This window comes from candidate division KSB1 bacterium (assembly GCA_034506255.1).
Taxonomy (GTDB): domain Bacteria; phylum Zhuqueibacterota; class Zhuqueibacteria; order Zhuqueibacterales; family Zhuqueibacteraceae; genus Coneutiohabitans; species Coneutiohabitans thermophilus.
Genome location: JAPDPX010000005.1, coordinates 190,883 through 204,058, shown reverse-complemented (window position 1 = coordinate 204,058; position 13,176 = coordinate 190,883). Strand labels below are relative to the sequence as shown.

The following is a 13,176-nucleotide window of genomic DNA, read 5'->3' as shown; positions in this document are numbered from 1 at the left end:
CCGCTGGCCAGCCCCTGTTCACAGAAGTCCCCCGTGGGAGAAGGAAGCCGATATGTCGAAACGTAAGAAGATGCTGATTGGCCTCGCCGGAATCATTCTGGTGGGGGTCGTGGTGTTTTTCAATTTGCGGCGCGGGCGCGGCGATGAGATCGAGGTGCAGACGGAAAAGGTGAGACGCTCCGACGTGCTTCAAACTGTTTCCGGCTCGGGCAAGGTGAAGCCGGTCATCGAAGTCAAGATCTCCGCCAACGTCTCGGGGGAAATCGTGAAACTGCACGTTCAGGAAGGCGACCCCGTCAGGAAGGGGCAGGTGCTGGTCGAGCTGGACCGCACGCGTTATCTCGCCGCGCTGGACCGCGCCCGTTCGGCGGTCAAATCCGCCGAAGCCAATTTGATCAAGGCGCGCAGCGACTATCAACGCGCGCAGGAGCTCTTTGCGCGCAATCTCTATTCGCAGGCCGAGCTGGAGGGGGTGAAAGCCTCGCTCACCCTGGCGGAAAGCAGTGTGGAGGAGGCGCGCGCCGCGTTCAATCAGGCGCAGGATGATCTCGCCAAGACCACCCTGACCTCGCCGATTGACGGCACCGTCATCCAGCTCAACAAGGAGGTGGGTGAGATTGCGCTGGGCTCGCAATTCACCTCCGATGTCATCATGACCGTCGGCGATCTTTCGGAGATGGAGATGATCGCACAGATCGATGAGAACGACGTGATCCTGATTGACGTTGGCGACTCCGCCAAACTGGAGGTTGATGCCCTGCCGGATCAACCCCTGGCCTGCACCGTCACCAAGATTGCCAATTCCGCCACCACCATCGGCCGTGGCACGCAGGAGGAAATTACCAATTTCGACGTGACCGTGAAGATTTTGGAGAACCATCCCAAGTTGCGGCCCGGAATGTCGGCGACGGTGGACATTCAAACCGACCGTCACGAGAACGTGCTGAACATACCGCTGCAGTGTGTCACCGTGCGGCCGAAGAGTGATTTGAAGGACACCACGCTGGCCTACATGGAAAGTCGTGCCGCGCGCCGGGAGCGCGAAGAAAAGAACAAGGTGCGGGAGATCTCCGCCAACGAGGAGGCGCAACAGGAGCCGGCGGTCACCGCCAAAAAGGACCTGATCGAAGTGGCGTTCGTGGTGCGCGACGGCAAGGCGGTGATGGTGCCAGTGATCACCGGCATCAGCGATGAAACCCACGTCGAAGTGACCAGTGGTCTGCAGGAGAATGACGAAGTCATTACCGGCCCCTATCGCATCCTGTCGCGCGTCCTCAAGGACGGTGATCGCGTGAAGGTCAAAAATGAAGAAGCCCCGAAGAAGGATGGGAAAAAGGAACAGTCGTAATGGCCGCCGCCGGCAGGCGCCCGCCGGGCGACAGGCCGGTGGCCAAAAATCGGAAGGACGACCATGCTAATCGACGTGCAGCAACTTGTCAAGACCTACGCCATCGGCGAGATTGAAGTGAATGCCCTGCGTGGCGTGGATCTGCAGATCGACGAGAACGAATATGTTGCCATCATGGGGCCCTCCGGCTCGGGCAAGTCCACGCTGATGAACATTCTCGGGTGCCTGGACACGCCCACGGCGGGCCGCTACCGCTTCGGCGGCGAGGATGTTCACAAGATGGATGATGATCAGTTGGCCGAGATTCGCAACCGCCGCATCGGCTTCGTCTTTCAGACCTTCAACCTGTTGCCGCGCGCCACCGCGTTGCACAACGTCGAGCTGCCGTTGGTTTATGCCGGTGTGTCAGCGGCCAAACGCCGCGCCCAGGCAAAAACCGCGCTCGAGCGCGTCGGCCTCGCCGATCGCATGAATCACAAACCCAACGAGCTGTCCGGCGGCCAGCGCCAGCGCGTCGCCATCGCCCGCGCCCTGGTGAACAATCCCTCGATCATCCTGGCGGACGAGCCCACCGGCAATCTCGACACCGTCACCGGCGACGAGATCATGAACATCTTTGCCGAGCTGCACCGTCAGGGCAACACCATCATTTTGGTCACGCACGAAGAATACATCGCCGAGCATGCGCGGCGGATTGTGCGGTTGCGCGACGGCCGCATCGAGTCCGATGCCCTGATCGCACGGGCGAACTGAGACGGCGGCCCCGATCCCTTCGAATGGCGGGCTGTGCCACCCGGCGGCTGATGCGCCGCCGTGGTGTGTGTGAGTGAAAGCAGCAAAATTATGCTACCCATTTTCTCCGACCTGTGGGAAGGCACCAAGATTGCCCTGCAGGCGCTGCGCGCCAACAAGCTGCGCTTCCTGCTGACCACGCTGGGCATCGTGATCGGCGTGATGACGGTGATCACGATCGTGGCGTTGATTCAGGGCATCAATCAGGCCTTCTATGAAGAGATTTCCTCGATCGGCACCGACACCCTCTACATCCAGAAATACGCCTGGGTCAACAACAACCAGGAAGACTGGGTGCGGTTCCGCAACCGCAGGGACATCACCCTGCGCGAATACGAGGCGGTGGCGAGACATGCCACGTTGGTGAAGGCGGTCACGCCCAGCATCTACACCCGCGCCACCGTCAAATACCGCGACCTTGCCATCAGCAGCGTGCTGATCGCCGGCACCAACGACAATTACATGGTGACCAGCAACACCATGCCGGATCGCGGCCGCTTCATCTCCGCGCAGGATGTGGCCTACCGCCGCAATGTCTGCGTACTGGGCGCGGAGGTGGCCGAGAAGCTGTTTGGCCGCGCCGATCCCGTGGGCGAGCGCCTCAGCATCGGCGGCCGGCGCTTTCGCATCGTCGGCGTGCTCGCCCAGCGCGGCAAGATATTCGGCTTCAATCCCAACGTGCTGGTGGTCATTCCTTTCGGCACGTTCGAGAACGCCTTCGGTCACCGCCGCTCGATCGAGATTCAGGTCAAGGTCAATCATCCCGCCCTGCTCGACGCCGCCGCGGACGAACTCACCGGCATCCTGCGCCGCGTGCGCAAAGTGCCGCCCCACAAAGAGGATGACTTCGCCATCAACCGCCAAAGCCTGCTCACCAATCTCTACGACAGCCTGACCTCCGGCCTGTGGGCGCTCGCCATCGGGGTCGGCTCGATCTCGCTGCTGGTGGGCGGCATCGGCATCATGAACATCATGCTGGTCTCGGTGACGGAGCGCACGCGTGAGATCGGCATTCGCAAGGCCATCGGCGCGAAGCGGCGCGACATTCTCTGGCAGTTTCTGGTGGAAACCATGATCATTTGCAGCCTGGGCGTCGTGCTCGGCATTGTGGCCGCGGTGGGGGTCGCGCTTGCCGTCAAACAGGCCTTTTCCTTTCCCGTGGTGTTCACGCCCTGGATCATCGTGCTCGGTTTGGGGTTCGTGGTGACCATTGGTCTGTTTTTCGGCATCTATCCGGCCAGCAAGGCGGCGCGGCTGAATCCGACGGAGACGCTGCGCCATGAATAAACTCGAACACGCGGGCACGTGCGCCGGCCCGGCACGCGGCGCGCAGGAGTGTCAGTCATGATCTTCCGGGAAAATCTCGACATTGCGCTGAGTGCCATTCGCGCCAACAAGCTGCGGTCCTCGCTCACCCTGCTCGGTGTCATCATCGGGGTGATGACCATCATCGGCATGCAGTCGATCGTGGGCGGCTTTCAGCGGGATCTGGAACGCCAGCTCACGGTGCTGGGCGCGAACACCTTTCAGGTTCAAAAATTTCCCCCCATCATCACCAGCCGCGAGCAGTGGCTGCGCTATCAGAATCGCAAAGACCTGCGCGAAGCCGAGCTCGAAGCCGTCATGACGCACGCTTCGCTGGCCCGCAGCGTCAGTGGCGAGCACATGCAGTTCGGCGCAGTGATTCGATACCGCGACCGCAAAACCACGCCGACCATCACCGTGGTGGGCGCCACCAGCGAATACCTCGACAACAACGGCTACCTGCTGCGCGCCGGCCGCTTCCTCAATCCGACGGATGAGCAGTATGCCAGCCATGTTGTGATCCTGGGCAGCGATCTCATCAGCCGTCTCTTTCCCTTTGAAGATCCGGTGGGCAGTGAAATCCGCGTGGATGCCGAGCGCTTCCTGGTGGTGGGCACGCTGGAGGAGAAGGGCCGGGTGTTCGGCAACAGCCAGGACAATCTTGTCATCATTCCCCTCAGCACGTTCGAAAAGATTTATGGCGCCAAGCGTTCGCTGTCGATTCAAGTGCAGGCGGCCAGCCCGTCGCAATATGAGGCCACCGTCGAGCAGGTGACCGGCATTCTGCGCGCCGTGCGCAAGGTGCTGCCGGGTGAGGACAATGACTTCGAAATCTTCTCCAGCGGGTCGCTCATCGAAACCGCCAACAAACTCACCAGCGTCGCCGCCTGGGCGGGTTTGGTGATTGCCGGCATTTCGCTGATCGTCGCGGGCGTGGGCATCATGAACATCATGCTGGTGTCGGTCACCGAACGCACCCGTGAGATCGGCATCCGCAAGGCCGTCGGCGCCAAGCGCCGTGCGATTCTGCAGCAGTTTCTCATCGAAGCCATCGTGCTGTGCGAGATCGGCGGGGCGATCGGCATCGTGCTCGGCATCGGCGTGGGCCAGTTGATCAAGGCCGTCTTCGGTTTGGCGGTGACCCTGCCCGTCGGGGCGATCTTCCTCGCACTGTTTTTCTGTTCGCTGGTGGGATTTTTCTTCGGTATTTATCCCGCAGCCAAAGCCGCACGCCTGGATCCCATCGAGTCCCTGCGCTACGAGTGAGTGCCGCGGCGGCATTGCGACAACCCCACGGGTGGCTCCGAGCGGGCCAGCCGTGGGGTTGCTTTTTTGATTAAGCCGCGCAGAGCATTCGTTCCCTGCCTGTTTTTTCTCATGGTGTCATCCCGCGATGAGCCCGCGCAAACCCGGCCCATGACCGGGTTATTTACGGGATTTTTTGCACCACAATGCCGCGCCGTTGCAGCATGGCTGTCAGCCCGGTCATCCCGCTCTGCAAACACGACTCAGCGATAGTGATTCTTCTGGCTCGCGACGCGGCTGCGATAGAACGCCGCCAGGCCCTCGCGCGGATTGCGGCACAGGTAAACCTGCACGCCGTTCTCGCGGAAATAGCGGTTGTTCACCCGGCCGGCCAGCTCGATCTCCCCGAAGTGAGGCTGCAGGTCCGCGCCCAGCTCATCATTCAGGTAGATCAGCGTGCCGAGCGCCACGCTGTCGGGCGCCCAGAGCACGAACGATTCATTGAAGCTCACCGGCTCCGGCAAACCGCGTTTTCTTCCATAGAATTTGATCGCGCCGGCTTGACCGTAATTTTCGGCGTAAATGGTGGTATGCGCCTTTTCCGCTGCGCTCAAACCGTCATACGTCCGGATGACGATCTCTGCCAGCTCGCGCCAGCCGGTCATATCCGCATAATCCTGCGGCAGCTCGTGCACGCGACCGTCTTCCCAAGCCAGCGCGCCCTCCATTCCCCAGGCCCGGCTCGCCTGGGCGTAAGCCGCCATCCGCTCCAGCGGCAGCACCGGCAGGCCGTAGGGAAGCGCAGGCAGGGCGATCAGAATCATGATCGCCAGCATCGCCGGCCGCAACACCCGCCCGCGCAGCGCCTCCAGCCTTTCGAACGCAACCCCGCCGGCGGCGAACAACAGCGGATACGCGCCCAGCGTGTAGTAGGCTTTCCCGCTCAGCGCCATCAAGATCAGAATCACCAACACGCAGGTCAGGCCCAGGGCGCGCCACTCCCGTGCCGCCGGCGCAAAGAGCAGATGGAACAATCCCGCGAGCCACAGCGGCAAGGCATGCAGATTCATGAGCAACTGCTGCATGAGGAAACCGGCGGGTTCGACATGCACCAACTGCGTGCGCCGCAATTCTGCCATATGCCCGATCACTGGCCAATTGTGGTTGTGCTGCCAGAGCAGGTTGGGCAGAATAATCAGCGTGCCCAGCACCACCCCGGCAACAAAGTGTTTGGACCAGAAGAGATTTCTCTGCGGGGTGAGCAGCAAGGCCAGCAATGCGGCGAGCACGAAGAACACGATGGCATACTTATTCAAAAAGGCCAGGCCCCAGGTGAGGCCCAGCCAGATCCAATACCGCGGATTTTGCGTCCTGATGAGTTTGACCATGAGATAGCCGCTGAGCAGCCAGGCAAACTGGTCGAACGAAACCGGCATCAAGAACGTGTTGCTGCGCAGAAAGGCCGGTGACAGCAGGAATGCCGCGCACGCCAGCACCAGCGCCCACCGGCCACCGCCGAGTTCTTTCACCAGCAGCGCAATGATGATGATCGACACGGCGCCGATCAGGGCGGGAAAGAAACCCGCGGCAAAGGCGTTGTGGCCGAGCAGCCACAGCGCCACCTTGCCGATCATCGGCGTGAGCGGCGGCACCGAGACGTAGCCCCACGCGGGATGATCCGCCAGGGCCAGATAAAGATAAACATCACGGTGCAGCTCGTAATTGGTGTTCGTCAAAAAATGCAGCGTGAGTTTGATCAGCGCCAGCGCCAGGACGAGAATTCCCTCTGGCACGAATTTTAGTTTCGATTGGCTCATTTTTGATCCCTGTGATTGATGCGATCGCAAGGCGGCCAGCCCGGCTGTGCTGCGCCGGGCGCCCGCGAAAAGACTGGCGCATGATACGCAATCCTTGCGCTGGTGTTGGGCAAAATGTCACGAGCGTGATTCTGGCGGGGAGGAACGGCCGGCGGTTCTGCCGGACCGGCTCCGCGGTGATGACGCTGTGCTGATTCGTGACGGCACCGCGTGAGAGGCTTTTTTCCCATGGAGAATGGGGTTGGCTTGAGTGCGCCTGGCAGTTTCAAGTTAGTCGCTTCCAGAGCGGCTCGCTGCAAAGGCAAAGACGCCCGCGCGGCGTGCGCTTTCGATCTGTGTTTACGCGGGTTTCGTGACGATTCTGCAAGTCTCCGGCGCCTGCCAGTTTGGCCAAAAAGCATTCACGCCGGCACGCAAAGCCGCAAAGGTTCGCCAGGATTTCCCAATCATGACTCGAGTCTTTTCTTGGTGCACCTGTGCGTCTTCACGGTGAACGTGTTTTGATGACGAGGAAAACAAACACTCACCGCCGGGACGCGGAGAGTGCCGGGAAAAGCTCTAATGAAAAAAACGCCGCGCACTCGGCGTCTTCGCGAGCGCCGTTACCCTCCTTGGTTCCGGATCGTGCGGATTGGTGTGAAATGCAAACCTTCACGGGCAACTGCTCGCACGCTCACTGCGGCGGCTGCACCACGCCCGCCTGCCACAACATGAAGGCATAATCCAGCGCGATCTCGCGCAGCCGGTCGTAGCGCCCCGAAGCGCCGCCGTGGCCGGCGCCCATGTTGATCACGAACACCAGCGGATTGCGGTCCGTCTTCAGGCGCCGCAATTTCGCCACATATTTCGCCGGCTCCCAATACATCACCTGGCTGTCGTTGAATGCCGTCTTCAGCAGCATGGCGGGGTAGGCTTTGGCGGCCAGATTGGTGTAGGGGCAATATTGCCTGAGCCAGGCATATTCCTCCGGTTTGCGCGGATTGCCCCACTCCTCGAACTCCGCCACGGTGAGCGGCAGGCTCTCATCGAGCATGGTGTTGATCACGTCCACGAACGGCACGTGGCTGACCACGGCTTTGAAGAGATCCGGACGCAGATTGGTGACCGCACCCATCAGCAGGCCGCCGGCGCTGCCGCCTTCGATGATCAACTTGTCCCGCGCTGTGAATTTCTGTGCGATCAGAAACTCGGCGCAGGCGATGAAATCAGTGAAGGTGTTCATCTTGTTTTGCATGCGACCCTGGTCGTGCCAGGCCTTGCCCAGCTCGCCGCCGCCGCGAATGTGTGCAATCGCCACCGCAAAGCCGCGGTCGAGCAGGCTCAGACGATTGGAGTTGAAGCCGGCGTCATAAGCGTAACCATAGGCGCCATAACCGTTGAGCAGCAGCGGCGCGCGGCCGTTTTTCTTGAAGCCTTTTTTATAGACAATCGAAATCGGAATGCGCGTGCCGTCGCGCGCGGTGGCAAACAGCCGTTCGCAGCGATATTGATTTTTGTCGTAGCCACCCCGCACCTCGGTTTGTTTGAGCAGCGTGCTGGTGCGCGTGGTCATGTCGTAGTCATACACCGAGCCGGGCGTGATCAGCGACTGGTAGTGGTAGCGCAGTGTCGGGGTGTCCCACACGCGGTTGGTGCCTGCAGCGGCGGTGTACACCGCTTCGGGAAATGCGAGATAATGGCTCACCCCGGTTTGCAGGTCGGTGATGCGGATCTGTTCCAGCCCGTTGTGGCGTTCATAGAGCACGTAGTGGCGGGCGAAGCAATCGATGCCCTCCAGCATCACCTCCTGCCGGTGCGGCACGATCTCCTGCCAGTTTTTTTCGCCGGGATCGCTCACCGGTGCGCTCACCAGCCGGAAATTGCGGCCGGCGTCATTCACGCGAATGTAGAACCGGTCGCCATGATGTTCGATCTCGAACTGGCGGTCGGGCCGGCGTGGCAGCAGGATCTGCCACGCGCTGTGCGGCGCGCCGGCGGAAATGAAGCGCGCCTCGGTGGAAGTCAGGCTGGCGGAATAAACGATCAAATAAGCCTGGCTGCGTGTGCGGCCGCCCCACAGGCTGAAGCGTTCGTCCTGCTCTTCATACAACAGCTCCGGCTGGCTGCCGAGCACGTGGCGATGGAGGCGATAAGGCCGCTTGGCCGCGTCCTTGGTCACGTAGAACAGCGTGCGGTTGTCCGCCGCCCAAAACACCGAGCCGACATCATGGGCACGATCGGGCAGCAATTCGCCGGTGCGCAGATCCTTGATCTGCAGATCATAGACACGGAAGCCGGTGGTGTCGATGGCATAAGCAAGCAGGTTGCCGTCATCGCTCACGGCATAGGCACCGAGCCCCAGGAACACCCTGCCCCGGGCGAGCTGGTTGAGATCGAGCGTGATTTCCTCGGGTGCGGCAAGGGAGCCGGCTTTGCGGCAGTAGATGGGATACTGCCGGCCCTGCTCAGTGCGGCTGTAGTAAAAGTAATCGCCTTCGCGATAGGGCACGGAGAGATCGGTTTCCTTGATGCGGCCGAGCATTTCCTGATACAACTTTTCCTGCAGCGGTTTGGTGAAGGCCAGCAGTTTTTCGGCGTAGGCATTCTCGGCTGCGAGGTATTGCCGCACCGCCGGATTGTCCTTTTCCCGCAGCCAGAAATAATCATCCCTGCGTTGCTCGCCGTGAAGGGTGTCGACTTTGGGATGGCGGGCGGCCAGTGGCGGCGCAGGCTGGGCCGTTGCGCTGCCGGCCAGTATGAGTGCCGCCATGCCGGCCGCGCGTAAAAAACGCCCGGGGCATTCCATCATTTTCCACCTCCTCGGTAAAGGTTTCTTTGCGGCCACCGCTGCTCTGCAGCGCATGCCGCGTTTTGCAATTTTCATTTCGCACTTCCTGTGGCTGTGCGCCGAATCTGGCTCCTGAAGCGGAGGCCACCCCGGACCCACGCCCGCCGCAGACCGTTGCTGCGCGTCGCGCTGGGGGTGCAATCCCAATGGGGAAATTGCCAACGCTGGGTTTTGCCGTGCCGCAGGGGATGGGGCAGTTCCAGATAGATGAAATGCTCGAGCACGCCGGGGTATCTTTGCGCCGCGTTCAAGCCGAAATCCCCGCCCCTGCTCTTGCGGCCCACTTTGAGCGGCGGGCGCGGCGTGGCATAGTTGGGATCGTCGGTGCTGCTCAGGGTGTAGGAGACGGTGCGCATCGCCCACACAAGCAGCGGTTCGGATTTGACGACACGATCATCATTGCCAGTCTGCCCGTGGCCATAATGTTCGGCATGGCCGTCAGCAAAATGCAGCATGAGAATTTTGTCCGTCACCGGCGGCAGTTGCTTGCATTGGGAGGCGGAGCGATTGCCGCTGAGGAGAAAAAGGGCGAGGGCGGGAGTGAGCGCTGAAGAGATTTTTTTCATGATGCCTCTCCCAAAAGCGCCCGCACTGCCGGAACGCCAGTTCACATCATGGGGGCATAACCCCGGCCCCTGGCAGCCGGTTCTGAACAGGGCACCGTTGCACAAGAGGCCCGGAGGCTGCGCCGGGATGACAACGGGGATAGACTTTGCAAAGCAGAATTGCGCTAGGCAATCCGCAGCACCTTGGCCCCGCGGAGGTTGCGCGCCTTCAGTTCGAGCAGGGCGGTGTTGGCCTCTTCCAGGGGAAACTCCTGCACCTCGGGTTTGAGGGGGATTTGCGCGGCGAGCGCCAAAAATTCAGCCACGTCCCGCCGGCTGACGTTGGCCACGCTTTTGATCTCCTTTTCGAGCCAAAGATGGCCGGGATAATCCAGGCGCAGCAAGGCCGCTTTGTCCGTCTCCTCTTTGCGAATGGCGTTGATCACCAGCCGGCCGCCGGGTTCCAAATTCTCCAGCGCCGCCACGATCGGGCGCCACACCGGTGTGGTGTCGATGATGGCATGCAGCTTTTCCGGCGCTTTTTCTTCCGTGTCGCCCGCCCAGGCCGCACCCAGCTCCAGCGCAAAGGCCCGTTCTGTTGCACTGCGCGCAAAGACAAAAATTTGCGATCGGGGAAATTGCCGCCGTGCCAGCTTGAGGACGAGATGGCCGGAAGCGCCGAAGCCGGTGAGTCCGAGCTTTTGACCGTCTTGCAAGCCGGTGAGACGCAATGAGCGATAACCAATCGCGCCGGCGCACAACAGGGGTGCCGCTTGCGCATCGGAGAAAATGTCGGGGATGGGGAAGGCGAAAGCCGCGGGAACGGTCATGAGTTCCGCATAGCCGCCGTTGGCATCGCGGCCGGTGGCTTGGAATTGCGGACACAAATTCTCATCGCCGCGCCGGCAAAAGTGGCACGTGCCGCAGGCGGAGAAAATCCAGGCCACGCCGACGCGCTCACCGGGCTTGAAGGGGCCGCCGGCGGATTCGACCCGGCCCACCACCTGATGGCCCGGCACCACCGGCAGGCGCGGCGGCGGGGTGCGGCCTTCGATTTCATCCAGCTCGGTGTGGCACACCGCGCACGCGGCAACTCTGATGAGAATTTCATCGTCGTGCGGAACCGGATCGGGAAGATCCGTCAGCGTCAGCGGCGCGGGGTTCTGCGTGAGCGCCGCCAGGCGGGTGAGGATCATGGCTTTCATCGCAGGCTCCTAATGAGGTGAGATAATGCCATCTCGGTGAGCCATGGGACGGTCACAAACTTCCCGCCCCACCGCCGCGTTGCCATTCTGCCGCGTGCGCCGGCCGGCGCGAACCCGGTTTGGACGAGCGAAGACAGTTCTGGTGGTTGCCCGTGTTCGAAAAAAATGGCAGCAGGAGAAACATGACCGCGGCAGGTGGGGCATGCAGCGAATCATGTTTGCGTCGTGCATATCATCAGCAGGGTCAGCGCACCTCAGTCGGCATTGCCGGCTTTTTCGATTTTGCTCCAGGAGTCCTTCAAGGGCACGATGCGATTGAACACCGGCTGCCCGGGCCTGGAGTCGACCGTGTCCACGCAAAAATAACCGAGCCGCTCAAACTGAAAGCGGCTGCCGGGCGCGGCCTGCGCGAGACCCGGCTCGACGAGACAGTCTTTCAGCACTTCGAGCGAGTTGGGATTGAGCTGTGCCAGGAAGTCTTTGTTGTCGTCGGGATTTTCTTTGAGAAAAAGGCGGTCATACAACCGCACTTCGACTTTGCGCGCATGCGCCGCGGAGACCCAGTGAATCGTGCCCTTCACCTTGCGCCCGTCGGGTGAATCGCCACCGCGCGTGGCGGGATCGTAGGTGCAGCGCAGCTCGATGATCTCGCCGGTGGCCGGATCTTTCACGACCTCGGTGCAGGTGATGAAGTAGGCGTAACGCAGGCGCACTTCCCGACCGGGCGCCAGGCGGAAGAATTTCCTGGGAGGATCTTCCCGGAAGTCGTCGCGCTCGATGTAAAGCACGCGCGTGAACGGCACGCGGCGGGTGCCGGCGGCGGGGTCTTCGGGGTTGTTGATCGCCTCCATTTCCTCGACCCGGCCTTCCGGATAGTTGGTGATCACCACGCGCAGCGGGCGCAACACCGCCATGACACGCGGGGCATGGCGGTTGAGATACTCGCGCACGCAATGTTCGAGCAGGCCGACGTCGACCACGCTGTTGCTCTTGGCGACCCCGATGCGTTCGCAAAAATCGCGGATGGCTTCGGGGGGAAAGCCGCGGCGCCGCAAGCCGGCGAGCGTGGGCAGGCGGGGATCGTCCCAGCCGCTGACATGTCCCTGCTCGACGAGCTGCAGCAGCTTGCGCTTGCTCATCACGGTGTAGGTGAGGTTGAGGCGCGCAAACTCGATCTGCTGCGGATGATGAATGCCGAGGGCATCGAGGAACCAGTCGTAGAGCGGGCGATGATCCTCGTATTCCAGCGTGCAGATGGAATGGGTGATGCCTTCGATGGAGTCGGACTGGCCGTGCGCCCAATCGTACATGGGATAGATGCACCATTTGTCGCCGGTGCGATGATGCGTGGCATGGCGGATGCGATACATCACGGGATCGCGCAGATTGAGATTGGGCGAGGCCATGTCGATCTTGGCGCGCAGAACTTTGGCGCCGTCGGGGAATTCGCCGGCACGCATGCGTGCAAACAAGTCGAGGTTTTCCTCGACGGAGCGGTCGCGCCAGGGGCTGTTGCGGCCCGGCTCGGTCAGCGTGCCGCGGTATGCGCGAATCTCCTCGGTGCTGAGATCATCGACATAAGCCTTGCCGGCCTTGATGAGCTGCACGGCGTAGTCATACAACTGCTCGAAATAGTCGGAAGCGAAATAAAGATGCTCGCCCCAGTCGAAGCCAAGCCAGCGCACATCGGCGGTGATGGCATCGACATATTCCTGCTCCTCCTTGGTGGGATTGGTATCGTCGAAGCGCAGATGGCAGCGGCCGCCGAATTCCTTTGCCATGCCGAAATCGATGCAAATCGCCTTGGCATGGCCGATGTGAAGATAGCCGTTGGGCTCGGGCGGAAAGCGGGTGATCACTTGGCCGCCGAAGCGGTTGGTGCGCAGGTCTTCCCGGATCAGTTCGCGAATGAAGTTGGAAGCGACCGGAGTCGATTCGGAAGAGGGCATAAGCAAACATTCCTTGTTGGGTTGCACCCGCCGCGGCCGGCGTGCCGCGCGGGCGGTGACGGTGGTTGTGAATACGCACGGAATATAGGCAGATTCGCTCTTGCCGTCAATGTCCAAATTGGGCGGTGTGACGGTGCGGTAAA

At 61.5% G+C, this 13,176-nt stretch carries 9 protein-coding genes; 4 read left to right on the top strand and 5 right to left on the bottom strand.

From position 1 onward, the window contains the following. Positions 1-52: 52 nt before the first annotated feature. The 4 genes from ONB52_11680 (at position 53) to ONB52_11665 (ending at position 4,711) form a co-directional block, all read left to right on the top strand. Complete coding sequence (locus tag ONB52_11680; GenBank protein MDZ7416799.1) at positions 53-1,348, top strand: efflux RND transporter periplasmic adaptor subunit; 1,296 nt, start codon at positions 53-55, stop codon at positions 1,346-1,348. 63 nt (positions 1,349-1,411) lie between these two features. After that, a complete protein-coding gene (locus ONB52_11675; protein ID MDZ7416798.1) occupies positions 1,412-2,101 on the top strand; it encodes an ABC transporter ATP-binding protein in 690 nt (229 codons plus the stop codon). Between the two features lie 90 nt (positions 2,102-2,191). Continuing rightward, complete coding sequence (locus tag ONB52_11670) at positions 2,192-3,427, top strand: ABC transporter permease (protein MDZ7416797.1); 1,236 nt, start codon at positions 2,192-2,194, stop codon at positions 3,425-3,427. A gap of 57 nt (positions 3,428-3,484) precedes the next feature. After that, positions 3,485-4,711, top strand: a complete 1,227-nt coding sequence (locus tag ONB52_11665) for an ABC transporter permease (GenBank protein ID MDZ7416796.1) — start codon at positions 3,485-3,487, stop codon at positions 4,709-4,711. A 242-nt stretch (positions 4,712-4,953) separates the two neighbouring features. Here ONB52_11665 and ONB52_11660 read toward each other — a convergent pair whose 3' ends face one another. The 5 genes from ONB52_11660 to ONB52_11640 form a co-directional block, all read right to left on the bottom strand. Beyond that, on the bottom strand, positions 4,954-6,507 hold the full coding sequence (locus ONB52_11660; protein ID MDZ7416795.1) for a glycosyltransferase family 39 protein: 1,554 nt from the start codon (positions 6,505-6,507) through the stop codon (positions 4,954-4,956). A gap of 673 nt (positions 6,508-7,180) precedes the next feature. After that, on the bottom strand, positions 7,181-9,295 hold the full coding sequence (locus tag ONB52_11655) for a S9 family peptidase (GenBank protein ID MDZ7416794.1): 2,115 nt from the start codon (positions 9,293-9,295) through the stop codon (positions 7,181-7,183). 71 nt (positions 9,296-9,366) lie between these two features. Then, a complete protein-coding gene (locus tag ONB52_11650) occupies positions 9,367-9,900 on the bottom strand; it encodes a hypothetical protein (protein MDZ7416793.1) in 534 nt (177 codons plus the stop codon). Positions 9,901-10,064: 164 nt separating this feature from the next. Continuing rightward, a complete protein-coding gene (locus ONB52_11645; GenBank protein MDZ7416792.1) occupies positions 10,065-11,084 on the bottom strand; it encodes a zinc-dependent alcohol dehydrogenase family protein in 1,020 nt (339 codons plus the stop codon). A 254-nt stretch (positions 11,085-11,338) separates the two neighbouring features. Further along, the gene (locus ONB52_11640; GenBank protein MDZ7416791.1) at positions 11,339-13,033 is read right to left on the bottom strand and encodes a glutamine--tRNA ligase/YqeY domain fusion protein; all 1,695 of its coding nucleotides are present in this window, start codon (positions 13,031-13,033) and stop codon (positions 11,339-11,341) included. Positions 13,034-13,176: the final 143 nt, after the last annotated feature.